General features: G+C 72.7%; 23 protein-coding genes and 1 pseudogene. 9 read left to right on the forward strand and 15 right to left on the reverse strand.

Going from position 1 to position 24,554, the window contains the following annotated elements:
* Positions 1-171: 171 nt before the first annotated feature.
* Both ACYVHU_RS19765 and ACYVHU_RS19770 read right to left on the reverse strand, forming a co-directional pair.
* Complete coding sequence (locus ACYVHU_RS19765; RefSeq protein WP_159457181.1) at positions 172-318, reverse strand: hypothetical protein; 147 nt, start codon at positions 316-318, stop codon at positions 172-174.
* 41 nt (positions 319-359) lie between these two features.
* Complete coding sequence (locus tag ACYVHU_RS19770) at positions 360-1,067, reverse strand: hypothetical protein (protein WP_078759576.1); 708 nt, start codon at positions 1,065-1,067, stop codon at positions 360-362.
* 456 nt (positions 1,068-1,523) lie between these two features.
* Between ACYVHU_RS19770 and ACYVHU_RS19775 the strand changes: the two genes are divergently transcribed.
* Positions 1,524-1,718, forward strand: a complete 195-nt coding sequence (locus ACYVHU_RS19775) for a hypothetical protein (protein ID WP_078760000.1) — start codon at positions 1,524-1,526, stop codon at positions 1,716-1,718.
* Positions 1,719-2,040: 322 nt separating this feature from the next.
* Positions 2,041-2,781, forward strand: coding sequence for a sulfite exporter TauE/SafE family protein (locus ACYVHU_RS19780; protein ID WP_432941157.1), 741 nt, complete (start codon positions 2,041-2,043; stop codon positions 2,779-2,781).
* A 93-nt stretch (positions 2,782-2,874) separates the two neighbouring features.
* Here the strand turns inward: ACYVHU_RS19780 and ACYVHU_RS19785 are convergent, their stop codons facing one another.
* From ACYVHU_RS19785 to ACYVHU_RS19810, 6 genes are all read right to left on the reverse strand, one after another.
* Complete coding sequence (locus ACYVHU_RS19785) at positions 2,875-4,500, reverse strand: monocarboxylic acid transporter (RefSeq protein ID WP_078759574.1); 1,626 nt, start codon at positions 4,498-4,500, stop codon at positions 2,875-2,877.
* The gene (locus ACYVHU_RS19790) at positions 4,497-4,847 is read right to left on the reverse strand and encodes a DUF485 domain-containing protein (protein WP_235000594.1); all 351 of its coding nucleotides are present in this window, start codon (positions 4,845-4,847) and stop codon (positions 4,497-4,499) included. Before ACYVHU_RS19790 ends, ACYVHU_RS19785 begins: the two co-directional genes overlap by 4 nt.
* A gap of 131 nt (positions 4,848-4,978) precedes the next feature.
* The gene (locus ACYVHU_RS19795; protein ID WP_432941151.1) at positions 4,979-6,670 is read right to left on the reverse strand and encodes a sodium/solute symporter; all 1,692 of its coding nucleotides are present in this window, start codon (positions 6,668-6,670) and stop codon (positions 4,979-4,981) included.
* A complete protein-coding gene (locus ACYVHU_RS19800) occupies positions 6,670-6,993 on the reverse strand; it encodes a hypothetical protein (protein WP_235000593.1) in 324 nt (107 codons plus the stop codon). The genes ACYVHU_RS19795 and ACYVHU_RS19800 overlap by 1 nt, the downstream gene beginning before the upstream one ends.
* Before the next feature lie 23 nt (positions 6,994-7,016).
* On the reverse strand, positions 7,017-7,793 hold the full coding sequence (locus ACYVHU_RS19805; protein ID WP_078759999.1) for a LytR/AlgR family response regulator transcription factor: 777 nt from the start codon (positions 7,791-7,793) through the stop codon (positions 7,017-7,019).
* Positions 7,794-7,798: 5 nt separating this feature from the next.
* Positions 7,799-8,803: a sensor histidine kinase gene (locus tag ACYVHU_RS19810; RefSeq protein WP_200813465.1), complete on the reverse strand. Its 1,005-nt coding sequence runs from the start codon at positions 8,801-8,803 to the stop codon at positions 7,799-7,801.
* 281 nt (positions 8,804-9,084) lie between these two features.
* Between ACYVHU_RS19810 and acs the strand changes: the two genes are divergently transcribed.
* Positions 9,085-11,058, forward strand: a complete 1,974-nt coding sequence (gene acs / locus ACYVHU_RS19815; RefSeq protein ID WP_498949210.1) for an acetate--CoA ligase — start codon at positions 9,085-9,087, stop codon at positions 11,056-11,058.
* Between the two features lie 236 nt (positions 11,059-11,294).
* Complete coding sequence (locus ACYVHU_RS19820) at positions 11,295-12,518, forward strand: MFS transporter (protein ID WP_498949211.1); 1,224 nt, start codon at positions 11,295-11,297, stop codon at positions 12,516-12,518.
* A gap of 384 nt (positions 12,519-12,902) precedes the next feature.
* On the opposite strand, the gene ACYVHU_RS19825 is transcribed toward ACYVHU_RS19820, so the two are convergent.
* The 3 genes and pseudogenes from ACYVHU_RS19825 to ACYVHU_RS19835 form a co-directional block, all read right to left on the reverse strand.
* Positions 12,903-13,754: a phosphotransferase enzyme family protein gene (locus ACYVHU_RS19825; RefSeq protein ID WP_498949282.1), complete on the reverse strand. Its 852-nt coding sequence runs from the start codon at positions 13,752-13,754 to the stop codon at positions 12,903-12,905.
* 213 nt (positions 13,755-13,967) lie between these two features.
* Positions 13,968-14,411, reverse strand: a pseudogene (locus ACYVHU_RS19830) (IS30 family transposase); the annotation flags it as partial.
* A 431-nt stretch (positions 14,412-14,842) separates the two neighbouring features.
* Positions 14,843-15,409 (reverse strand): hemerythrin domain-containing protein, encoded by a 567-nt coding sequence (locus tag ACYVHU_RS19835; protein ID WP_078759567.1) that lies wholly within the window; start codon positions 15,407-15,409, stop codon positions 14,843-14,845.
* Positions 15,410-15,595: 186 nt separating this feature from the next.
* Here ACYVHU_RS19835 and ACYVHU_RS19840 point away from each other — a divergent pair, with 186 nt between their 5' ends.
* Positions 15,596-15,949, forward strand: coding sequence for a DUF8129 domain-containing protein (locus tag ACYVHU_RS19840; RefSeq protein WP_078759566.1), 354 nt, complete (start codon positions 15,596-15,598; stop codon positions 15,947-15,949).
* A gap of 95 nt (positions 15,950-16,044) precedes the next feature.
* Here the strand turns inward: ACYVHU_RS19840 and ACYVHU_RS19845 are convergent, their stop codons facing one another.
* Positions 16,045-16,449, reverse strand: coding sequence for a four-helix bundle copper-binding protein (locus ACYVHU_RS19845; RefSeq protein ID WP_078759565.1), 405 nt, complete (start codon positions 16,447-16,449; stop codon positions 16,045-16,047).
* A gap of 136 nt (positions 16,450-16,585) precedes the next feature.
* Between ACYVHU_RS19845 and ACYVHU_RS19850 the strand changes: the two genes are divergently transcribed.
* The 3 genes from ACYVHU_RS19850 to ACYVHU_RS19860 all read left to right on the forward strand — a co-directional run bounded on the left by ACYVHU_RS19850 (position 16,586) and on the right by ACYVHU_RS19860 (position 19,498).
* Positions 16,586-17,461: an NUDIX hydrolase gene (locus ACYVHU_RS19850; protein WP_498949212.1), complete on the forward strand. Its 876-nt coding sequence runs from the start codon at positions 16,586-16,588 to the stop codon at positions 17,459-17,461.
* Positions 17,462-17,597: 136 nt separating this feature from the next.
* On the forward strand, positions 17,598-19,034 hold the full coding sequence (locus ACYVHU_RS19855) for a dihydrolipoyl dehydrogenase family protein (protein ID WP_078759563.1): 1,437 nt from the start codon (positions 17,598-17,600) through the stop codon (positions 19,032-19,034).
* Positions 19,035-19,159: 125 nt separating this feature from the next.
* On the forward strand, positions 19,160-19,498 hold the full coding sequence (locus tag ACYVHU_RS19860) for a DUF6221 family protein (RefSeq protein WP_078759562.1): 339 nt from the start codon (positions 19,160-19,162) through the stop codon (positions 19,496-19,498).
* A 754-nt stretch (positions 19,499-20,252) separates the two neighbouring features.
* Here the strand turns inward: ACYVHU_RS19860 and ACYVHU_RS19865 are convergent.
* The 3 genes from ACYVHU_RS19865 to ACYVHU_RS19875 all read right to left on the reverse strand — a co-directional run bounded on the left by ACYVHU_RS19865 (position 20,253) and on the right by ACYVHU_RS19875 (position 23,680).
* Positions 20,253-20,831, reverse strand: a complete 579-nt coding sequence (locus ACYVHU_RS19865; protein WP_432941142.1) for a GNAT family N-acetyltransferase — start codon at positions 20,829-20,831, stop codon at positions 20,253-20,255.
* A gap of 84 nt (positions 20,832-20,915) precedes the next feature.
* Positions 20,916-21,743 (reverse strand): enoyl-CoA hydratase/isomerase family protein, encoded by an 828-nt coding sequence (locus tag ACYVHU_RS19870; protein WP_235000592.1) that lies wholly within the window; start codon positions 21,741-21,743, stop codon positions 20,916-20,918.
* Positions 21,744-22,192: 449 nt separating this feature from the next.
* Entirely contained in the window at positions 22,193-23,680 is a 1,488-nt protein-coding gene (locus ACYVHU_RS19875) for an MDR family MFS transporter (protein ID WP_078759560.1), read from the reverse strand.
* Positions 23,681-23,851: 171 nt separating this feature from the next.
* Between ACYVHU_RS19875 and ACYVHU_RS19880 the strand changes: the two genes are divergently transcribed.
* Positions 23,852-24,460 carry a TetR family transcriptional regulator gene (locus tag ACYVHU_RS19880; RefSeq protein ID WP_159457180.1) on the forward strand — a complete coding sequence of 203 codons (609 nt, stop codon included), beginning with the start codon at positions 23,852-23,854 and terminating at the stop codon, positions 24,458-24,460.
* Positions 24,461-24,554: the final 94 nt, after the last annotated feature.

The following is a 24,554-nucleotide window of genomic DNA, read 5'->3' on the forward strand; positions in this document are numbered from 1 at the left end:
ACCACCGGTCGAATCCAGCATCGGGCTCGGTGACCCGGTACCACCTGGTCGGGCTCGACGCACTGATCGGTGGCGACGAGATCGGGTCTGTCCGGTCGGGCCACCCCGGTCAGGTCAGGGCGATCGAATGTCGCGGCCTCCCGCGCGCAAAGCGCCGTGCCGATGGTGCGCTCAGGGGCGTCGAAACCGGTTGCGGAATCCGCGGATTCCGGCGGCGGGGTCGACCTTGTCGAGGTCCGCCATGGCCTGATCGTCCAACTGGACCGCTGCGGTGGTGACGTTCTGCTCGAGGTGATCGACCGACGTTGTGCCGGACATGATCAGGGTGTCCTCCGCCGGCAGCCAGGCCCGGCGGATGGTCAGTCCCCACCGCCACCTCCGTCGCCCCCATCGCCCCCGTCACCGCTGTATCCCGCGCCGCCGCTGCGGTCGATGCCGTGCTTGCGCCGGTACTCACGCCACTCCCGCTGCTGCCGGTTCCATACCTGCTTGCTCATTCCCTGAGGGCGCCGAGGAGTGTTCGGGTCCTCCCAGCTCATGAGGATCATGAACCCGAGCGACACGACGATCGTCACGACTATGACCACCAGGGTCGGCAGACCCTCGAAAATCGCGCTGAACGTGTCAACTATGTCGCCGACCACGTCGCCGACCACCCCCTGAGCGTCTGGATGAGTGATGGCCCCGACCAGGGCCAGGAACACGGACCCGATGGCAGCCCCCAACGCGGCCGTCAGGACCTCGCGGATGCGACTCCAGTGGCGGGCCTGGTCCAGGTAACCGGCCGCCCAGACACACGCGGCGCAGACGAGCGTCTCCACGGCCAGTAGCGCCAGGAGGACCTTCGCGCCGGTGCTCTCCGGCGGCGCGAGCGCGAGCACGAGCAGGGTCATGCACGCGCCGCCGCTGGCGGCCGGCGCCGCCACGTGCGTGAGTACGTCGTTGCGTTTCTTGAGGCGCTTCTCCTCGGAGGAACTAATCATCTTGTGGTAGAAGTCGACCAGGATCCACAGCAGCCAGGTGCACGCGAGGGCGCATCCGGCCACGATCAGCAGCACCAACGGCATAGCGGCCCTCTGCGGTGTGACGGTGGCTTGCTCTTTACCCGGCCCTGACTCGGCCGAAGGCCAACAGCAGTGGCCGGGTCGGGACACCGGACCGCGCTCTCGTCCAGAAAAGAGCTCGAACGCTCGGCGCGGGACTTTGCGCGCCGAGGCGGCCGCTTCGAGGCGGGAAGCCGCCGGCGCACCCCGCCCGCCAGGGCGGTCGGGGCCACGGACGTCACCGTGGGAGCCGGCTCCCAACGGCCCAACGGGACCGCGCACCCCCTCGAAACCGGTCTGGCCGGCTTCCCGGCCGAGACCATCGACCGCGAACCGCGGGGGAGACGCCGGCCGGGACGCTCCGCGGAGCCGCCGTACCCGCGCGGGCGTGCCCTGCCGCTCCCGCCGGGATGTCCCCGGCTCGACCGGTCGCCCGGGGCCGTCCGTCGCTCCGCCGGATCCACCCCCTATCGTGTCCCCATGAACCTGGACGACCCGCAAGAGGTCGGCGCGCGCTTCGCCGCGATGATCCTCGGCGGCACGCTGAGCGAGGAGCCGCCTCCCCCCGACTCGCCCCTCGGCCGGGTCCAGGCGTTCGTCGCCGAGCACGGCGAGGACGCGCTCAGGCCCGAGCACATCCAGGCCGCCCGGGAGGGACGCCCCCTTCTGCCCTGAGTGGGGAGACGCCCCTGTGGCAAGGGGAGGCGGAACCGGGTCCCGCCGTTCTCGCGCGGCTCGGTGCGGACGCGCACCGCCTCCACCGGGCTTCGCGGTCGGACGACCCTACGCGGGGGAAACGGCGGGCGGTCCCGACCAACCCGACCGGCTCCACTCGGGTCTGCGGACCGCACCTCGAGGCGGTGCCCCGGGACGGCGGCGCGGACAGGGACAAGGCGCACAGCGGATAGCAAACACGGACGGCGCAAGCCGGTGATTCCCGGCACAACGGGCGGCCGGAGCCGAGAAAGCGGACGTGAGGGGCGTAAGGTGGCCACTCGTGTTAACCGTGATAGCGCTGCTGGGCGCCGGCGTCCTCGCCGGTCTTGTCGGATCGACCGCGGGCCTGGCGTCGCTGGTCTCCTACCCCGCCCTGCTCGCCGTGGGACTTCCGCCGGTCGCCGCCAACGTCACCAACACCGTCGCCCTCGTCTTCAGCGGAGTCGGCTCGGCCGCCGGATCGCTCCCCGAGCTCACCGGTCAGAGCCATCGCGTGCGCCGCTACGCGCTGCTGGCCGGGCTGGGCGGCGCCCTCGGCGGCGCGCTGGTGCTGGTCAGCTCCCCCGACGCCTTCGCCCGCGTGGTCCCCTTCCTCGTCGGCGGCGCCGCGCTGGCCGTGCTGCTGCGCCCCCGGGTGCCCGAGCGCGGCCGGCTGAACGAGCGGGGGGTGGTCGTGGCGCTGGCGGTGTTCGCCATCGGCATCTACGGCGGCTACTTCGGGGCCGCGGCCGGGGTGCTGCTGCTCGCCCTGTTCCTGGCGCTGTTCAACGACGCGCTGGCCCGCCTCAACGCGCTGAAGAACGTCGTCCTGCTCGCCCCCAACGCGGTCGCCGCGGTCGCCTTCGCCCTGTTCGGTCCGGTCCAATGGGCCGCCGCGGCCCCGCTCGCGGTCGGCTTCCTCATCGGCGGGCGGATCGGTCCCGCGGTGGTCCGCAGGCTGCCCGCAGGACCGCTGCGGATCGCGATCGGTATCGCCGGCCTGGGCCTGGCGGTCAAACTCGGCTGGGACGCCTGGGCCTGACCGGGCCTTTCGCCGCGCCCCGAAGACGCCGCGTCCCCGGCGCGACGGGCGCGCCGGGGACGGGCGTGGGGAAGGAACCGGAAACGGGACGGATCAGTGCGAGGTGGCCTTCTCAGCGCCCGCGCCGGTCAGCGAACGGACCTCCATCTCCGCCTGCTTGGCGTCGTCACGCTCCTTGGACAGCACCGTGCCCAGCCAACCGAGGAAGAACGACAGCGGGATCGAGACCAGGCCCGGGTTCTCCAGCGGGAACCAGTGGAAGTCCACCCCCTTGATCATCGCCTTCTCACTGCCGGAGACGGCGGGGGAGAAGACGATGAGGGTGATCGTCACGATCAGACCGCCGTAGATGCTCCACAGCGCGCCCTGGGTGTTGAACCGCTTCCAAAACAGCGAGTACAGGATGGTCGGCAGGTTCGCCGAGGCCGCCACCGCGAAGGCCAGCGCCACGAGGAACGCGACGTTCTGGTCCTTGGCGAGGATGCCGCCGACGATCGAGACGGCGCCGATCACCAGGGCGGTGATCCGGGCCACCCGAACCTCGCTGTTCTTGTCCTCGATCTTGCCCTTCTTGATGACGTTGACGTAGACGTCGTGGGCGAAGGACGCCGAGGCCGTGATCGTCAGACCGGCCACCACCGCCAGGATCGTCGCGAAGGCGACCGCGGCGATGAACCCGAGCAGCACCGGCCCGCCGAGCGCCTGGGCCAGCAGCGGGGCGGCCGAGTTCGCGCCGCCGGGGGCGGCGTTGATCGCCTCCGGCCCCACCAGGGCGCCCGCGCCGTAGCCCAGCACCAGGGTGAACAGGTAGAACACGCCGATCAGCGCGATCGCCCAGACCACCGAGCGGCGCGCCTCCTTGGCGGTGGGCACGGTGTAGAAACGCATGAGCACGTGCGGCAGGCCCGCGGTGCCCAGCACCAGCGCGATGCCCAGCGACAGGAAGTTCAGCTTGGAGATCTCGTTGACGCCGTACTGGGCGCCCGGGGAGAGCAGGGCCTCGCCCTTGCCGCCCTGCATGGCGACGGCGTCGCCCAGCAGCGCCGACAGGTTGAACCCGTACAGGCCCAGCACCCACACCGTCATCGCGAACGCGCCCGCGATCAGCAGCACGGCCTTGATGATCTGCACCCAGGTGGTGCCCTTCATGCCGCCGATGAGCACGTAGATGATCATGACGGCGCCCACGGCCGCGATCACGGCGGCCTGTCCGGCCGAACTCTGGATGCCCAGCAGCAGGTTGACCAGGCCGCCCGCGCCGGCCATCTGCGCCAGCAGGTAGAAGAACGACACCGCCAGCGTGGAGATGGCCGCCGCCGCGCGCACCGGACGCTGGCGCATCCGGAAGGCCAGCACGTCGCCCATCGTGTACTTGCCGGTGTTGCGCAGCAGCTCGGCGACGAGCAGCAGGGCCACCAGCCAGGCCACCAGGAACCCGATGGAGTAGAGGAAGCCGTCGTAGCCGTTGAGCGCGATCGCGCCGCAGATGCCGAGGAAGGACGCGGCCGACAGGTAGTCGCCGGCGATCGCGACCCCGTTCTGCGGTCCGCTGAACGCCCGGCCCGCCGCGTAGTAGTCGGAGGCCGTCTTGGTGTTGCGGCTGGCGCGGAACACGATGATCAACGTGACCAGGACGAACGCGCCGAAGATCGTGAAGTTCAGGACCGGGTTGATGCCCAGTTCCTGGGACTGGGCGGCCAGAAGGGTCGTCGCGCTCATCGCCCGGCCTCCTCGATCTCGCCGCGGATCTTGTCGGCGATCGGGTCCAGGCGGCGGTTGGCGTAGCGCACGTACAGCCCGGTGATCACGAAGGTCGACACGAACTGCAACAACCCGAAGACCAGGCCGACGTTGATGTTGCCGACCAGCTTGATCGCCATGAACCCGTGCGCGTAGTCGGCCAGCAAGACGTAGAGCAGGTACCAGCCGAGGAAGAACGCGGTCATGGGGAACACGAAGACGCGCAGGCGTCTACGCAGCTCCACGAACTCAGGACTGGCCTGAACCCTCTCCCATGTGCCGTCGGGTGGCAGCCCGTCGGCGTGGTCGTGCTCGGTATCGGTCACCACAAGCCTCCACGGCGTAGCTCTGTCGGAATGTGTTGCGCGACACATTAAAGAGCAGAGGGTGGTCTACGTCACCTTCGTTGGCTCGAACGACGGCTGCAGCGACGAACGGTGGACGAGCGGGGGCGGGGTCACGCCGAACGGTCCGGCCGGTCCTGTTCCTCGTCCAGGTGCAGCCGCAGCATCGCGGTGACAGCCCACGGTGCGGGCCGGCCGCGCAGCGAGACCACGACCATCACGGCGAACGCCAACGGCACCGACCACGGGGCCGGCTGGGTGACGAGCACCCCCGGCCACCCCTCCAGCGGGGGGCCGAACAGCGCGGCGGCGATCGCTCCCGAGGAGGCCACCAGCCCGGTGAGCACCCCGGCCATCGCGCCCGCCGCGGTCAGCCGCGGCCACCAGATCCCCAATACCAGCAGCGGGCAGAAGGTGGACGCGGCCACGGTGAACCCCCAGGTGACCAGGAGACCCGCGTCCAGATGCGCGGCGGGCAGGGCCAGCAGCACCATCAGGGCGGCCGACGCCCCCACGCCGACCCGCAGCCGACGCAGCCCGCCGCCGGGCAGCAGGTCGTGCGCGATCGCGCCGGCGATCGCCAGCAACAGCCCCAGCGACGTGGCGAGGAACGCGGCGAAGGCGCCCGTGCTCAGCAACGCGGTGACCAGGGTTCCGGACCAGCCCGTGTCGACCTGGGCCGGGAGGGCCACCACCACCGTGTCGGTCGCGCCGGACAGGTACAGCTCGGGCACCAGCACCCGGCCCAGCAGTCCGTAGACGCCCGGGAACAGGTAGAACACCCCCAGCAGTGCCACGGTGATCGCCGCGGTCCGGCGGGCGGCGCGGCCGTCGGGGCTGGTGTGGAACCGCATGAGCACGTGCGGCAGCCCCATCGTGCCCAACGCGATGGCGAACACCACCGACCACGTGGCGAGCAACGGGTGGCCGGAGTCGCCCAGGTCCAGCAGGGGACGCCGCCAGTCGCCGTCGCCCGGAGGGGAGTTCCCGCCGACCCCCGGCACCGGCGCCCCTTCGGCGAAGAGCAGGGTGGTGCCGGCCGCGACGGCGTGCTCGCCGGGCCCCAGCACCCGCGTTCCCCCCGCGGGGGAGGACACCGGGGTCGGCTCGGCCACCTCCAGCACCACGTCCACCTGGAACGACACCGGGGTGTCGCGGGCGAAGTGGGTGAACTCCACCGGGTGCACGGCCTCGTGGCGCACGTCGGGGCCGACCTGGACCACCAGCCACACCGCCGGCACGATGAACAGGACCAGCTTCAGGCAGAACTGGAACGCCTGCACGTAGGTCGCGGCGCGCATCCCGCCCAGCGCCAGCGTCGCGCTGACCACCCCGCCGGCGATCACCACCCCCACCCAGTAGGGCGTGGAGCTGACCGCGCCGAGCACCAGTCCGGCGGTGCGGAACTGCGGGACCAGGTAGAGCACGCCGATCACCAGCACCACCATCGCGGTGAGCCGCCGCAACGCGGGGGAGGCCAGCCGCGCCTCGGCGAAGTCGGGCACGGTCAGCGCGCCCGAGCGGCGCATCGGCGCCGCGACGAGGATGAGCATCGCGATGTAGCCGGCGGTGAACCCCACCGGGTACCACAGCGCCCCCACCCCGTCCTTGACCACCAGCCCGGCCACGCCCAGGAACGACGCCGCCGACAGGTACTCGCCCGACACCGCGGCGGAGTTCAGCAGCGGCGACACCCGCCGGGAGGCCACCAGGAAGTCGGAGGTGGTGCGCATCGCCGTGACCCCGAGCAGGCCGACCAGCACCGTGGCCGCGGCCAGCGCGCCCAGCGCCAGCAGCGCCACCATCAGCGCCGCTCCAGGCGCTCGGCCCGGCGCAGCTGCCAGGCGGCCAGCAGCGCCATCGCCGGGTAGGGCGCCGCCGCCAGCAGCAGCCACGACAGCGGGATCCCCAGCAGGCGCACCCGGTCGAGCTCCGGCCACAGGGCGAAGGCCAGCGGCAACCCGAACAGCAGCGCCGAGGTCAGCGCCAGCGCCACCAGCCCTTGGACGCGCTGGGCGCGGTGCAGCGCGGCGGCGCGTTCGGCGTCCTTCGGCTCCAGTCGCGGCATCCGCCAGCGCCCCCGCACCCGGCCCCGCGCGTGGGCGAGTCGGGTCTGTGGGCTGGTCACCGCGATTCTGCGGGCGCGTTGCATCAGCCGGCCCCGGTGGGGCCGAGCTCGCCGCGCCGTGCCGCCTGGAGGAGTCGTTCGCGCAGCTCGCGAGAGTGGCGTCGGCTCACCGGGACGTCACCGAGGTCGGTGTGGGCCAGCAGACCGCCCACCGTGTCGCTGCGCAGTTCGCGGATGGCCGACAGCGCCACCAGGTAGCCGCGGTGGACCCGGGTGAATCCGTGGCCGGCCCAGTACTCCTCCAGCCGGGAGATCGGCATGCGCACCATGTGCGTCCCGGCGGGGGTGTGCAGTCGGACGTAGTCGCCGTTGGCCTCGACGAACTGGACGTCGTCGCGGCGCACGTAGCGGGTGCGCCCCGCGGTCTCCACCGGAAGCGCGGCCAGCGCGTCGGGCAGTGGGGAGGGGGCGGTGGGCGGCCCGCCCGCCGCGGCCATGCGCACCACCTTCGCCAACGCCGTGGACAGCCGGTCGGCGCGCACCGGTTTGAGCAGGTAGTCGATGGCGCCGATGCCGTAGGCGGTGACCGCGTGGCCCTCGTGCGCGGTCACGAACACGATGACCGGCGGCTCGCTTAGCTTGGCGAGCAGGGAGGCCAGCTCGATCCCGTCGAGACCGGGCATGGAGATGTCGAGGAAGACCGCGTCGAACCGGTCGGCCTGGATGGAGCGCAACGCGGAGATGGGATCCCCGGCCGCCACGACCTCAGCGACCTCGGGCGCCTCCTCCAGCAGGCGGCACAGTTCCTCCAGGGCCAGCGGTACGTCGTCCACGGCCAGGACGCGCAGTCCTGCGGGCATCGCGGTCACGACGGCATCACTCCCGGCTGGAATAGGGGGACCCGGACGACCACCCGGGTCCCGGCGTTCACGGCCGTCTCCACCACCAGGCCGTACCAGGGGCCGTAGACGTGGCGTAGCCGGCGATCGACGTTGGACAGGCCGACGCTGTCGGTGCGGCCCCGGCCGGACAACAGGTCGCGCGCCAGTCCCGGATCCATCCCCACCCCGTCGTCCTCGACGGTGATCACGCAGTCGTTGCCCTGGGCCTCGCCGGAGACCTGGACCAGTCCGGCGCCCGAACGCGGCTCGATCCCGTGCCGGATGGCGTTCTCCACCAGCGGCTGCACGACCAGGTAGGGGACTGCCACGCCGAGCACCTCGGGGGCGACCCGCACCTGCACGCGCAGCCGTTCGCCCAGCACCGCGCGTTGCAGGGCCAGGTAGGTCTCGATCGCGTGGAACTCGTCGGAGACGGTCGTGTAGTCGCCGCGCCGGGCCAGGCTGTAACGGGTGTAATCGGCGAAGTCGAGCATCAGCTCGCGGGCCCGGTCGGGCTCGGAGCGCACCAGCGACGCGATCACGGTCAGCGCGTTGTAGACGAAGTGCGGGGAGATCTCCGCCCGTAACGCGCGCAGCTCCGCCTGCGCGGCGCGCTCGGCCGACGCCTCCAGACGTCCGCGTTCCAGCGCGTCGGCGACCCAGGCCGCCGCCTCGTCCAGCGCGCCCCGGCCGGGGGCGTCCACGACCACCAGGACACCGGCCAGTTCGTCGCCGGCGTGCAGGGGAACGGCGCTGGACGCCGACGCCTGCGCGGGGGCCTCGGTCTGTAGAACGCGCTCCACCAGCTCCCCGACGCCCTCCGGCCGTGAGCGGCCCGACCACAGCAACGCTCCGGTCAGGTCGGCCAGCCCCAGGCCGGACGCGCCGAGCAACCGGCGCAGCCGGCGCGCCGCCGAGCGGGCTCCCGGACCGGAGATCCCCTCCTTGAGGTCGCGCACGATGGCGCGGGCGTCACCGAGCGTGTCCATCGGATCCCCGCCCGAACCGTGTCGGCGGTCCCGATCGGGAGACCGGCGGAAGAGACGGCCGGCGGGCGACTGCATGGGCGGTCCAACGTGGATGAGGGGCGGAGGTAAATACTAGAGTGCCGGAGACCGTTCGGGGAGACGCTCATTGGCCGTTCATCCCGTTTGTCCTGCCTTCCGGCGCTTCGAAGGTGCCGGTGGGCGATGCGGACGTGCCCGACACGTCTGTTTGGGCCTACGGTGGGCAGCCAAGGTATCGCGCGTCACACAGGCAGGGAGTTGACATGGGCAACGAGGTGCTGTCGAACCTGATGGGCGGAGGCGAGGTCTTTCCGCCGGACAAGGAGTTCGCGGCGCGTGCGGTGGCCGGCGCGGACCTGTACGACCAGGCCGACGCCGACCGCGAGGCGTTCTGGGCCGAACAGGCCGAGCGGCTGCACTGGGAGACCAAGTGGAGCCAGGTCCTCGACTGGTCGAACGCGCCGTTCGCCAAGTGGTTCGTGGGAGGCCGGCTCAACGTCGCCTACAACTGCGTCGACCGCCACGTCGACGACGGCCACGGCGACCAGGTCGCCATCCACTGGGTCGGCGAGCCGGGCGACAGCCGCGACATCACCTACGCCGAGTTGAAGGCCGAGGTCAGCAAGGCCGCCAACGCGCTGTCCTCCCTCGGCCTGGTGGCCGGCGACCGGGTGGCCATCCAGCTCCCCATGATCCCCGAGGCGATCGTGGCCATGCTCGCCTGCGCGCGGCTGGGCCTGACCCACAGCGTCGTGTTCGGCGGCTTCTCACCCGCCGCGCTGCGCTCCCGGGTCGACGACGCCCAGGCCAAGGTCGTCATCACCTCCGACGGCCAGTACCGCCGCGGTAAGGCCGCGCCGATGAAGGCCAACGTCGACGAGGCCCTGAAGGACGCGGCCAGCGTCGAGAAGGTCGTCGTGGTGCGCCGCACCGGTGCCGAGGTCGACTGGACCGAGGGACGCGACCTGTGGTGGCACGAGCTGGTCGACTCCCAGTCCGACGAGCACAAGCCCGAGGCCTTCGACTCCGAGCACCCGCTCTACATCCTCTACACCTCCGGCACCACCGGCCGGCCCAAGGGCATCCTGCACACCTCGGGCGGCTACCTCACCCAGGCCGCCTACACCCACCGCGTGGTCTTCGACCACCGGCCCGGCGAGGACGTCTACTGGTGCACCGCCGACATCGGCTGGGTCACCGGGCACAGCTACATCGTCTACGGCCCGCTGGCCAACCGCGTCACCCAGGTCGTCTACGAGGGCACGCCCAACACCCCGCACGAGGGCCGGCACTGGGAGATCATCCAGAAGTACAAGGTCTCGATCTACTACACCGCGCCCACCCTCATCCGCACCTTCATGAAGTGGGGCGCCGACATCCCGGCGCGCTACGACCTGTCCTCGCTGCGCGTGCTGGGCAGCGTGGGCGAGCCGATCAACCCCGAGGCGTGGCTGTGGTACCGCGAGAACATCGGCGCGGGCTCCACGCCGATCGTGGACACCTGGTGGCAGACCGAGACCGGCGCGATCATGATCTCGCCGCTGCCCGGCGTCACCGCGGCCAAGCCGGGCTCGGCGCAGCGGGCCCTGCCCGGCATCAGCGCCAAGGTCGTCAACGACTCCGGTGCCGAGGTCCCCCACGGTTCGGGCGGCTACCTGGTGTTGGACAAGCCGTGGCCGTCGATGCTGCGCGGCGTGTGGGGCGACGACGACCGCTTCCGCGACACCTACTGGTCGCGCTTTGCCGACCAGGGCTTCTACTTCGCCGGTGACGGCGCCAAGTACGACGACGACGGCGACATCTGGCTGCTGGGCCGGGTGGACGACGTCATGAACGTCTCCGGCCACCGCATCTCCACCACCGAGGTGGAGTCGGCGCTGGTGTCGCACCCGACGGTGGCCGAGGCCGCGGTCGTGGGCGCCTCCGACCCCACGACCGGCCAGGGCATCGTGGCGTTCGTGATCCTGCGCGGCAGCGCCACCGACGAGGCGTCCGGCGAGGAGGCGATCGCCGAGCTGCGCAACCACGTGGCCAAGGAGATCGGCCCGATCGCCAAGCCGCGCCAGATCATGATCGTGCCCGAGCTGCCCAAGACCCGGTCGGGCAAGATCATGCGCCGCCTGCTGCGCGACGTCGCGGAGAACCGCGAGGTCGGCGACGTCACCACGCTGGCGGACTCCTCGGTGATGGACCTGATCTCCTCGGGGCTGCGCAAGCCGGAGGGCGACTCCGAGTAACGCGACACACGGGTGCCGTGCCGGGGCCGAGGCTCCCGGCGCGGCACCCGTCGTCCTCACGCGAGGGAACCGATCGAGCGAGAGGCGTCTCACAGCACCGAATCGCCGGAAAGGGAATGAAAACCCCGGGGCTCCAGCGTTGGCGTCGGATGTCCCGGAGCGCGGCCCGGGCCCGGCGGACCGGCAGGCCCCGGAGGCGGGGCGCGGCTCCCCCCGCCGACCCTTCGGGAGTCCTCGTGCCCATAGCCCTGCTCGCCCTGGCCGTCGGAGCCTTCGGGATCGGGACGACGGAGTTCGTCGCCATGGGCATCCTGCCCGATGTCGCCGCCTACTACGGCGTGTCGATCCCCACCGCCGGCTACATCATCTCCGGCTACGCGCTCGGAGTGGTGCTGGGCGCCCCGCTCCTGGCCGCGGTCGGCGCCCGCGTCGACCGCAAGCACCTGCTCATCGCGCTGATGGGGCTGTTCACCCTGGGCAACCTCGCCTCGGCGCTCGCCCCGGGGTTCGGCTTCCTGCTCGTCTCGCGCTTCCTGTCCGCGCTGCCCCACGGCACCTTCTTCGGGGTCGGCGCGGTCGTCGCCGCCTCCCTGGTCCCGGCGACGAGGCGGGCCCAGGCGGTCTCGCTGATGATCGCCGGGCTGACCGTCGCCAACATCGTCGGCGTTCCCCTGGCGACACTGGCCGCCCAGCACCTCGGCTGGCGCAGTACCTACTGGATCGTCACCGCCATCGGCGTGATCACCCTCGTCGCCCTGGTCGGGCTCGTCCCCCGGCAGCGGCCGTCGGCCGACGCCTCGGTGCGCTCGGAGCTCGCGGCGCTGGGGCGGGGCCAGGTCTGGCTGGCCCTCCTGGTGGGCGCCGTCGGTTTCGGTGGCATGTTCGCCTCCTACAGCTACATCTCGCCGATGATGACCGAGATCGCCGGGTTCGCCCCGACCGTGGTCACGCTCGTCCTCGCCGTCTACGGCGTCGGCATGACCGTGGGCAACCTCGTCGGCGGGTGGGCCGCCGACCGCGCGCTGATGCCCACCATGTACGCGGGGCTGGCGGGGATCGCGGTGGTGCTGGTCCTGCTCCACCTGCTCGCCCCTTACGGGGCCATCGCCGTGGTGATGGTGTTCCTGCTCGGCTTCGCCGGCAGCGTGCTGGTGCCGTCCCTACAGATGCGGCTGATGGACGCGGCCGCCGACGCACCCTCGCTGGCCGCGGCCCTCAACCACTCCGCCCTCAACTTCGCCAACGCCATGGGGGCCTGGCTGGGTGGCCTGGTCATCGCCGCGGGCTACGGCTATACCGCCCCCAACCTGCTCGGCGCCGGACTGGCGATGATCGGCCTGGTGCTGGCGTTGGCCTCAGGGCTGCTGGAGCGGCGGACCCGCGGTGGCGGTGGCGTTCCGGAGGGGGGTTCGGCCGGGACGACGCCGCGCGACGTGCGGACGGGCGGCCCCGCGCACTAGGGTCACGTCGGACGACCGGACGTCATCTCGACGGTCTTCGCCACGGGCGCGCCGCGCGGGGGCGGCGTCCCTCTGGGCGCTCGGCGCCCGCCGCGGACGATCCGCCGCGGGCGCCCGCCCTCGCCGTCGTCGAGTACCCGCCCCGGGCCCTGGTATCACCCCGCGGGTGTTCGCTGGGCGCGCCGCGCGGGGAGCGAACCCGTTCGGCGCGGCACGGATGTCAGCCGCGGCCGCGACCGGCGGCGACGCCCCTGCCTCGGCGGAGACCGGACCTGGGGCCGAGCCGCCGACAGACGCGACCGGTCCCGCCCGGCCGGCCAGGGCGAGGAGCACGGTGGGACCCGGCAGCGACGACCGACCGGCCACAACCCCCGAAGCCTGCGGTCAGCCGTGGAGGTCCAGGCTGTTGGGGCCGAGCGCTGCCCGGATCCGGCCGAGCCACTCCGTCCCCAGCCGGCGCCCGTCCGGGAGCCGGTCGTCTCGGTCCCAGCGCCACGTCGTGATCATCGCCGGCACGAGGATCCGGCAGGCGCGCAGCAGGTCGTGGTCGACACCCGGATAGCGCCGGCCGACTTCTTCGGGCGCGTGGGCGAGGTCGAATTCGACGGGGCCACGGCAACACGTCTCAAGGTCTATGAACAGCAGCCCGTTCCCCGTGGTGAGCACGTTACCCGGGTGCGGTTCGCCGTGCAGCGGCTGCTCGGCGCCGCCGCGCTCGCCGATCGCCCGTTTCAGGCTTTCCAACGTGCCGCCGAGCAGCTCCCGGTCCGGCTCGGAGAGCGCCGGAGTGCGCTCGTGGTCCGCCACGAGCCGTTGGGCCTGCTCGACCCGGTCCGTGAACCGCGGCGTCGGGACATCGAGCTCGCGCATGCCGGCGTGCAGCCGCTCCAACGCGTCGGCGTAGTCGGCTGGTGAGACCCCTTGGGACGGTACGGGCGGGTAGTAGACCCACAACGTGACCACGAAGCCGGCGCGCTCGTAGACCCGTGGCTCCACTCGGGGATCCAGAGCGGCCACGGGGCACCCGGACTCGGCGAGCCGCTGGGCGAGCTCGACTTCGAACCGCGCGACCTGATGAGCTACGAGCGCCACCCGGGCCAGGACGTCACAGGGCAGCAGACGCAGGGTGAGCCTGTTCGAGTCATGAAGGACGATCGCGTCGTCGACCGCCAGGCCGAGTGACGAGGCGATCGACATGGCCGCGGCCACCGCACGCGAAACCTCTGACGCCTGCATCGTCGGCCGGCCCCTCCACTCGGGCACCGCCGTGGCTCCCCGGGCGGCGCGCTCCACGCACCGTACCAAGCCGTCGGCGCAGGCCGCGGTGGCGTGGCCGAACCGGGGGCCCGCCGCTCCGGCTGCTCGGCCGGTTCCGTCGAACAACGCGGACGGCCCGGTGGTGGGCGAATTCCGGGGGCGTTGCAACACCGCTGCCGGTTGCTGTGTGTCCAGGAGCTTGGCGAGGCGCTCGGCCGAGGTTTCCCGGCCGAGCGCCTCGCGTGGCCGTGAGTTGGGTTCGGCGGCTACGGTCTCCAGGTTCTCGCGTGAGTGCACCGACAGGTCGCTGCCCTTGAGGAAGGACCGGCGCAGCAACCCGTTCGTGTTCTCGTTCGAGCCGCGCTGCCAGGGGCCCGCCGGATCGCGGAAGAACACCGGGATGGCGCTGGCCAGGGTGAACGCCGTGTGGGCGGCCATCTCCGGGTCCTGATCCCAGGTCGGCGAGCGCTTCAGTCGGGTCGGCAGCGTCTTCGCGGTGTCCACCAGGGCATCGCGCACGGCCGCGGCGCTGTGACCGGAAGGTGGACCGGTATCACGTACCGGCGGCGCGCTCGGCCAGGGGCCGATGGCCGGGCGGGAGCCGGTGCCCGCGATCAGGTCGCCCTCCCAGTGGCCGGCACCGCTGCCGCCCGTGGCCACGAAGCCGGTTCGACCGTCGAAGCGGACGAAGCGCTCATTAGCGGGGCCGGTGGCTGGTGCGGCCGGGGACCTGCGCCGCCGCGCCGGGGTGCCCTTCCGGTAGACGACGTGCGGGGCGGCCGCCGAGACGGGGCACGTGTCCGTGACCTTCTGGGCCGGATGGCGCTCTTCCCGTCATCGGCAGGTCGGGCGCCCCGCCCACGCGCCCTCCGCCCGGGCGCGGCCCCGTAGCCGACGATGCCGTCAGAACGGGGCCGAGCGGGCGGCATCCCTCGTTGCCCGTTCTTACGACTCGCCGCGGCGACCGGGGCGATCGCCGGCCGCGGGCCACCCCGCCCCCCACGGCCCCTTCCCGGTCGAGCGCCATCGCGCACCGCGCCCCGTGGGGAGGGGCGCGGTGACGCGGATCAGTGCGCCCGGCCGGTCAGCTTGTCGCGCAGTCGGTCGATCATGCCCGCGCCCGGATCGAGGATCCGGTTCGCCGGGGGCTGGTCGGGGGCCGAGGGGTGTGGCCGGGTGGGCGCGCTCTCCTTGGCTCGCAGCACCTTCTCGCCGAGGTCGCGCAGCTCCTCGGCGGAGCAGGCGCTCTGCAACCGCGGCAGCAGGTCCCTCTCCTCGTCGGCGATGTGGTGCCGGATGTCGGCCATCAGCTCGCCCAGCAGCTCGTCGAAGCGGGCGTCACCGGGGGCCAGCCCGTCCAGCTCCTTCATCACCCGTTCGGCCTCGGCGTGCTCCTGGAGTTCGTGATCGGCGATCTCGTCCCCGTCGGGCAGCGCCTTGCGCGCCGCGGGGTACATGTACTGCTCCTCGGCCACGGAGTGCCGCACCAGCTCGGTGATGACGTGCTCCACCAGCCGCTTTCGGTGCTCGGGCGAGCCCGTCCCGCTCTCCAGTTCGGTGAACACCCGCTCCACCTCGCGGTGGTCGGAGATGATCACGCTCACCAGGTCGTGTTCGCTCTGTGCGGTGGTCATCGGTTCTCCTCCACGTTCTCGTGTCCGTCCGTTGTCACCCCTCCCCTGCCCGATCCGGGCGCAAGACAACGACCGGTGTCGCGGCAACCTGGTCCGCGGCCGCTCCGGTTTGCTGCCCCGCAGCGCCGGGTAGGCGCCCGGACCAGCGCCGAGACGACCGTGGGACGACGAGGAAGGAGAGATCCGATGGCCGAGGTGAACAGGACCGACCTGGTGATCCCGGACTACGAGCACCTGCCGCTCGGCACGTTGCAGCACCGCGTCCGCTCGCTGACCCAGGAGCAGATGCGCGACCTCATCGCCTACGAGGAGGCGCATGGCGCGCGCACCCCGGTGCTGGAGATGCTCAGGCAGCGCCTGTCCTCCCTGGAGGAGGGGGCCGTTCCATCACAGGGGGACCAGCAGAACCTGCCCGAGGCCCCGCCCGCGCCCAGTGGGGGTTCGGCCGTCGGCGAGGCGAGTGACCGTCCACCGGCGGCCGCGCCGCCGCACGGCGTGCCCGCGCAGCCGGCACGTCCCAAGGGGGACCGGCGGGGCTGAGACGCACCGGGCGCACCGACGGGGGCCGGAGCGGCCGAGGCCGCTCCGGCCCCCGTCCGGTCTACGCCAGGGACGAGGCCCGGTACGGGCCCCTCTCACAGCGTGGCGAGCAGCTCCCGGCAGGCGCGCTCGCAACGTCGGCACGCCTGCGCGCACACGCGACAGTGCTCGTGGTGGGAGGCGTGCCGCTCGCACTCCTCGGCGCAGGAGGCGCACGCCTGCGCGCACGCCTCCAGCACGGCGCGGACCAGCCTGGTGTCACCGCCGGTCCGGCGGGTCAGGATGCGGCCGGTGGCCGCGCACTGGTCGGCGCAGTCCAGGTCGGTGCGGACGCACTCCCGAAGCCGGTCCAGTTCCTCCTCGCCCAGGCAGGCGTCGGCGCACGCGGTACACGCCTGCGCGCACGCCAGGCACGCCTCGACGCACTCCAGCACCCTGTCCCGGTTCGCCTCGTCCCGCTCGTCGGGGTGGCTGCGTAGCATCTGTTCCGCGACGCTCATGGCCGCTCCTCTCCTCGTTGCGAGATCCCTCCTTTTCGGCGTCGGCTATCCGGGCCGTCCGGACGCAAACCGGGCGCCCCGTCCGTTCCGGGCCGCGAGACGAGATCGGGAAAAGCCCGCGGAGGGGCGGGCCGGCGTGGCATCATCGACCGGCCGGCCAGCCGACGGAGGGAACATAGCACCACCCGGAGGGCAGAGCAGCGCCCGACGCGGGCGCCACGCGAGCGTCGTCGGCGCCCACCTGCTGCTATTCGACCGCCACGGGCGCGTCCTGCTGGTCCGCCGCCGGGCCACCGGCTACTGCGACGGGATGCTGCACGCCTCGGCGGCCGGCCATCTCGAAGCCGGGGAGACCCTGCCGGAGTGCGCCGTCCGCGAGGCCGCCGAGGAACTCGGCATCGTGGTCGATCCGCGTCACCTGGAGTTCGCCCACCTGTGCCACAGCGGAGAGGACGGCGGCCGTCTCCAGGTCTTCTTCGCCTGCCGGACCTGGCAGGGCGAACCCCGCAACGCCGAGCCCGCCAAGCACGGCGAACCGGTGTGGCTGCCGGCCCACCGCCTCCCCGGCGACGTCGTCCCCTATTGCGCCCAGGCGATCCGGGCCTACCTCGACGGACGCCCCTTCGGTCTGCACGCCTGGCCGGGCAGGGACACGCCCCCGCCGGGCACGTCCGCGGACGCGGGCGTCCTCGGCGACGCGGGCGTCCCGGGTGCTTTGGCAGCCGTTCTGGCCGATGTGGCGGCCGAGCGCCGCGCTCAGCAGCGTCTGTGGGGCGTTCAGCACGGGCTACAGGACGGTACCGGTGCCGCCGCTCCGGTGCTGGCCGCCGTGCGCGCGGTTTTTGACCGGGACCCCACCACCTGGGCGGGTCTGCTCGCCGAGGAGACGGCGGAGGCGCTCGCCGAACGCGATCCGCGCGCGCTGCGCGCCGAGCTCGTCCAGGTCGCCGCCGTCGCGGTGCAGTGGATTCAGGCCCTGGACTCTCGAACGGGCTGCCACCCGGCGCGGTGATCCGCCGGCGAGGCGCGCGGTGCCCGGTGTGCCGGGATTCCCGTGACGGTCCGCACTGCGTATCGTCGGGGCCGCGCCCAGCACGGGCGCGGGTCCGCCGCCCGGACGCGGCGGGCCGTGGGAAGGGGAGGAACCCATGGACGAACGCGCCTACGACGTGGTGGTCGTCGGAGCCGGGCCGACCGGAGAGAACGTCGCCGACCGCGTGAAACGCGGTGGGCTGAGCGTGGCCGTGGTCGAGAAGGAACTCGTCGGCGGCGAATGCTCCTACTGGGCCTGCATCCCCAGCAAGGCGCTGCTGCGCCCGGCCGCGGCCCTCGACGCCGCCCGTGGCGTCGCCGGCGCGCGTCAGGCCGTCACCGGGGTCCTCGACGCCGGGGAGGTGCTGCGCCGCCGCGACGGGTTCGTCTCGGGGCGCGTCGACACCGGGCAGGTGGACTGGCTGCGGGGCGCGGGAATCGACCTGGTGCGCGGACGGGGACGCCTGACCGGGCCGCGCAGGGTCGAGGTCGAGGACCCCACCGGAGCCCGTACCGTCCTGACCGCCCGGCACGCCGTCGCGCTGTGCACCGGATCGGTGCCGGTGCTGCCCGACATCGCCGGCCTCGCCGAGACGCGGCCCTGGACCAGCCGCGAGGCCACCGAGGCGGAGAAGGTCCCCGAGAGCCTGGTCGTCATCGGTGGAGGCGTCGTCGCCTGCGAGCTCGCCTGGGCCTGGCGCTCCCTGGGCGCGCGGGTGCGTCTGCTGGTCCGCGGCGAGCGTCTGCTGGCCCGCAACGAACCGTTCGCCGGCGAGCACGTGCGGCGCGCCATGGAGGAGGCCGGGCTCGACGTCGTCACCCGCGCCGAGGTGCGAGAGGCCGTCCGGGACGACGCCGGACAGGTCACCGTCGGCTACACCACCCCCGAGGGCGAGGCCAGCGTCACCGCGGCGCAGCTGCTCGTCGCCACGGGGCGGCGTCCCGCCACCGGCGGGGTCGGCTTGGAGACGGTCGGCCTGGATCCCTCCGCGCCCATCGAGGTCGGCGACGACTGCCGGGTGGACGGAGTGGAGGGCGGCTGGCTCTACGCCGTCGGCGACGTCAACGGCCGCGCCCTGCTCACCCACATGGGCAAGTACCAGGCGCGGGCCTGCGGTGACGCGATCGCCGCGCGCGCCCGGGGCGAGGCCGCGGACCCCGCGCCGTGGAGCCGCTGGTCGGCCACCGCCGACCACCGGGCGGTGCCCCAGGTCGTGTTCACCGAGCCCGAGGTGGCCGCGGTGGGCCTCACCGAGGAGGCCGCCCGCGCCGCCGGCATGGACGTCCGCGCCGTCGACTACGACCTCGGCTCGGTCGCCGGGGCGACGCTGTACGCCGACGGTTACCGCGGGCACGCCCGCATGGTCGTGGACGAGCGCAGGCGCGTCGTCGTCGGCTGCACGCTGGTGGGCCCGGGCGTGGGGGAGCTCATCCACGCGGCGACCGTCGCCGTCGTCGGCGAGGTTCCCTTGGAACGGCTGTGGCACGCGGTGCCGTCCTTCCCGACCGTCAGCGAGGTGTGGCTGCGCCTGCTGGAGACCTACGGGCTGTGACCCGCGGGCCCGGGTTTGGCGCGTGGAGGGCCCGGGTAGCCGAAAGCGAACGGCGTCCGCCGAAGCGGCCGGTCCAACGGCGCGCGCGGCGGGCCTGCCACAACCCGCGAAGGAGGGCGACCGTAGTGCCGACCGACCTGGCCGACCTGGTGGACTTCCTGCTACGCCGCCTGGCCGAGGACGAACGGGCCGCCCAGCAGCAGATGGTTCCCATCCCCGGTGACCACGACCTCGCCGTGCCGCCCCAGGACTGGCCCCGCGCCCCGGGACGGGGAGCCGACGTCCGCGCGCTGCGCGACGTCGAGGCCAAACGGCGCATCGTGGAGATGTACGCCGAGGCCGTCGCCGAGGAGACGGGTCTGCACGAGGCCCCCGAGGAGGAGGAGACGCTGGAGACCGTGGTGCGGCTGCTCTCCCTGACCTACGAGGACCACCCGGACTACGACCGCTCCTGGCGGCCCTGACCGGCGGGTGGCGCCCGTCCCGGGGTCCGGAGCGCCGGACCCCGGGGCCCTCCGTAAACGATGCGCCGCCGCCCGGCGCGCTCGGCGGCCAGGGCGGCTCCGTTCAGCGCGGCCGTCCGCGAACCCGGACCGGTTCGTTCGGCGGTGCACCGGTTGCTCGCCTGTCCATCCGACGTCGCCGCGCGGGATGGTGACCGCGTCCATACATACGGCTCGGTCCCGATCGTCGGCCGAGCGGGGTGCTCGGCCCGCGACCGGCGCCGCGTGTCCCCGCCGTGTGCGGCGGAGCCGCGCGGGCGTGCCGGTGAGACCGTCGACCTGACGGGCCGCGCCGGGACCCGGGCGCGCCTCCTCGCCGGCGCGGCGTGGTCCCGCCCGGCCTGATGTGCCTCGGGAACAAGCGCGGCCGGCCTTTGGCGCCCCGACCGGCTGGAGGAACCCCTCGACAGGGGGACCCTCGTCGGATCTCCTCGAACGTGCCGGCGGCAGCCCGGATCTCCCTCACGTCCGGGCGCGGCCACGGGCGGCGCACCACTCGAGGGGAGCGGGACAGGGGCCGTGCCTGGGGCCGTCACGGCCGGCCGGGCACGCCCTCGGCCGTTCTGCCGGCCGCCGGTCCCACGGGGCGGCTCCGGCGCGCCCCCTCATCGAAGCCCTGATCGAGACGGCGGCTTCCGCCGAACGCGACGTCGCGGTCTTCACCGATCGAACGGGCGCGTTTCGAGTGGCGAGAACCAGACGCCCTTCCGGCCGGTCACCCCCTCCCGGCCGGCCCCGAGGACTCCTCCCACTCCGATCGCGTCAGGGCGTATTCGACGTCGCCGTGTTCGGCACCGTCGATGGGGTCGGGCCAGTCCTCGAAGACGACGCGGACCTGCCGCAACCCCGTCTTCTCCAGCACCCGGCGGGACCGGGTGTTGACGACCATCGTCGACGCCGTCACCCCGCGCACCCGCAAGTCGGTGAAACCCGCGCGCACCGGTGACCTGGCCCCTTCGGTGGCCAGGCCGCGTCCCCACGCCGACCTACGTAGCCGGTAGCCCAGTTCCACCACGGTCGGATCGGCGTCGTCGAGCGGATGGAACTCGAACCAGCCGAGGAACGCGCCGGTGCGCCGGTCCTCGGCGGCCCCGTAGCCCGGAAGCCCGGTACGGGGGTGGCGGCGCAACAGCCGTGGCAGAACCTCCTCGCACACCGCCGATCGGGAGGTGGGGCGTCCCCCATTGACGAAACGCATGACCTCGGGGTCGCCGTCGAGGGCGACGAGGGAGTCCACGTCGTTCTCGGTGAAGGCGCGCAGTGTCCTCCGCGGTGTGCGCAGAAGCGTCGCCATGGCGTCGTTCTCCGTCCCGCCGGGGGCGGGACGCGCGGGCGTGCCGGGAGGGAGGCATCCGGGCCGGTGTCCGCCCGGTGGCCCTCACCCGGCGGCCGTCCGCTCCGGCGTGGGAGGCCGGCCGTCGTGGCGGTAGGGGAACGTCGGTGCCCGCCGCTCCAGAAACGCCCGGACCCCCTCCGCGGCCTCACCGCTGGTGGCGGCCAGCCGCTGCCAGTGGCGTGCGCGTCCGTCAAGCCCCTCCCCGCGCCGCGCCATGTCGACGAGTTCCTTCGAGGCGGCGACGCTCAGGGCGGAGCGGCTCGCCATGGTCGCGGCGAGGGAGGCGACCCGCGCGTGGGCGTCCTCGGTGATCTCGTCGACCAGGCGCATGTGGTGGGCGCGCTCGGCGTCGAGGATCTCGCCGGAGAAGAGCAGCAGTTTGGCCGCGGACGGGCCGACGATCTCGACGAGCCGCTGGATGCTGGAAGGCGGGTAGACCAGGCCGAGCTTCGCCGGGGTGATGCCGAACCGGGCCGAGGGCGTGGCGATCCTGATGTCGCAGGCCGCGGCGAGCTGGCAGCCGCCGCCGACGCAGTGGCCCTCGATCAGCGCGATCGTGGGGAGGGGGCAGTCCAGCAGCGCGGTTTCGGCGCGTACCGGCAGATTCTGACCTGGATCGTCGGTGACGGTGGGCCCGATGGCTTGGAGGTCGGAGATGTCGGCTCCCGCGCAGAAGGTTCCGCCGGCTCCGGCGAGGACGACGACGCGGACTCGTTCGTCGGCCTCGATCGCGGTCAGCGCCTCGGGGACCTGTCGCCACATGTGGGCGTCCATGGCGTTGCGCTTGCGCGGGTTGTCGATGGTGATCCAGGCGGTGTCGCCGAGGATGTCCCACTGGATCCGCCCCTGCGCGGGACCGTCGCCCATCATCCGCCTCCGTAGTTCTGCCTCCGGACACCAGGAACGCCGACGATGGGGGGGTGTTCCACCTTCACACGCCGGCGCGGCCCAGGGGAGGGAGGATACCGCCAGGCCCCCCGCCCTGGGCGTCCGGGATCGATCGATACGGCCGCCGCCCCGGGCGGGGTTCTGGAGACCACCGCGCGGATCGGGAGCCGGGAACCGCTGACCTGGGCATGGCGGGTCTCCGACGACCCGCCGGCGCGGACCGGTCTCTACGGCGGCCCGCCGATGCCCGTCGTGGTCTTCGTGGGGGACCCTCGGCCGGGATCTGTCCGAACGGCAGCGCTGAATCCGTCCCTGAGGAGGGGCCTTCGGGCCGGTCCTTCCGAGGCCCGCCGTCGGGGAAGCGGAAATCCCCGGCGCGGGGTCCACCCCGCGCCGGGGAGCACTCGTGCGTCCCGAGGTCATGGCCCCCGTCAGTGCCCGGCCGGCATCCCCTCGGTGCTGCCGGACGGCCGCCTGACCAGGAACGACGCCGCCGCGGCCACGAGGGCGAGTCCGGCGCCCCACAGGAACGCGGTGTGGATGCCCGAGGCCTGCGCCGCCACCTGATCGAGGCCGGCGGTGAGGCCGGCGGCGGTACCGGTGGTCATGATGGTGATGAACAGCGCCGTGCCGGCGGCTCCGGCGAGCTGCTGGAGCGTGTTGACGATCGCGCTGCCGTGGGAGTACAGCGACCTTTCGAGCGAGCCGAGCGCCGACGTCATCAACGGGGTCATGACGAACCCCAGACCGATGTTCAGCGACACGTGGATCGTCAGCACCAGGGCGATCGGCGAGGACTCGTCCAGGAGGGTCATCAACCCCAGCGCTCCGGCGACGACGAACGTCCCGGGGATGACGAGCGGGCGGGGACCCACCCGGTCGAACAGGCGCCCGATCACCGGGGCGATCAACCCCATGGTCAGACCGCCGGGCAGGAGCATGAGCCCGGTCTGCAACGTGGTCAGACCCAGGACGTTTTGCAGGTAGATCGGCAGCAGGACCAGGGTGCCGAAGAGGGCGCCCATCGACACCAGCAGCACGACGACACCGAGGACGAACGCCCGCGAGCGGAACGGGCGCAGATCGAGCAGGGCCGCATCGTCACGCTGGAGCCGCAGCTGCCGCAGCACGAAGAGCGCCAGCGCGGCGACGCCGACGCCGATGGGGATGAGCGGGGGGATCGGGGCGTGCCCCTGCGTGGACTCCCCGATGCTGCTCAGACCGTAGATCAGCCCGCCGAAGGCCAGCGCGGACAGCACGATGGAGAGCACGTCGAAGCGGACCCGCTTGGGGACGGTGATGTTCTTCACCAGCGCCGCGCCGAGGGCCAGGCTCAACAGCGCGATGGGCAGGACGACCAGGAAGAGCCACCGCCAGCTGAGGGCGGACAGGATGAGACCGGAGAAGGTGGGCCCCACGGCCGGGGCCACGGCGATGACGACCGTGATCAGGCCCATGGTCCGACCGCGACGCGAGGCCGGGACGAAGTTGAGGACCATGGTCGTCATCAACGGCAGCATCACGGCGGTGCCGCTCGCCTGGATGACCCGCCCCGCCAGGAGGACGCCGAAACCCGGTGCGAGCGCGGCGAGCAGGGTGCCCACGGTGAACAGGGACATCGCGGTGATGAACACCGAGCGCGTGGTGAAGCGCTGGAGGATCAACCCGGTTGTCGGGATGACGACCGCCATGGTGAGCAGGAACCCGGTGGTCAGCCACTGGGCGGTCGCGGCCGTGATCTCCAACTCGACCATCAGGCGCGGCAGGGCCACGCTCATGATGGTCTCGTTGAGGATCACGACGAAGGAGGCCACGAGGAGCAGGCCGAGGACGACCTTCACCTGACGTGGCAGCGCATCGTCGGATGCGGGCCCTCGTCCGGTCGCGGCCTGGTCCGCGGGACGTTGGTCGACGGTCATTCGACGCCTTTCCGAGGAGAACGTGGGAGGGGGCGTACGCGCGCTGGTGCGCACTGTCCCGGGGGCGTCGCACCTGGTGGCGCGTACTACAGGACATGCCGGGACACCTCCAGCAGGGTACGACATATCTGTCAGTCACTGTCAAAACAGTCGGTTGCTAACATGACCGATATGGCCAATACGAACGGGCTACGAGAGGTGTCACGGCGTGCCGTGCGATCGAAGATCGCCCAGGCCGCCGAGGAGCTCTTCGCGGTCAAGGGGTTCGACGCCACGACCGTGGACGACATCGCCGAGTCCGTCGGCATGTCGCAGCGCACCTTCTTCCGCTACTTCGCCTCGAAGGAGGACGCCGCGCTCGACAGCTTCGAGCGGCAGAGCGACGACTTCCTCGCCCGCCTCGCCGGCCGCCCCTCGGAAGAGGCGCCGTGGGATTCGCTGCGGCGCGTGTTCGACGTCGTGGTCGAACAGTGCGCGGACGCCGGCCACCGCGAACGGGTCGCGGCGGTCCACCGGTTCATCGAGGCCAGCCCGACCCTCCTGGCCGCCTATCTGCAGAAGATGGACTGTCTCCAGCAGCGTCTCCTCGAAGCGCTGGTCGCCCGCTCCTCGGCGAACGGGAGGACGGCCGACGAACCCGTGCTGCGCGCCGTGGTCGGGGCCGCCTTCGCCTGCCTGCAGGCCGCCCTCGCCCGGACCGCGGACTCGCTGGAGGGCGAGGACATCGCCACGTGCCTCGACAGGGTCATGGCCGCGTTGCGGCCCTCCTGCTGCGGTTGAGCGGTCGCGGCGCACCGCGCTGAAGCGCGCAACCGTCGGCCGCGAGCCACGGCCCCGTCACGGGCAGGGCCGCCGGGCTACCGGCCCGCTCCCC

The sequence above is a fragment of the Marinactinospora endophytica genome, assembly GCF_054780875.1.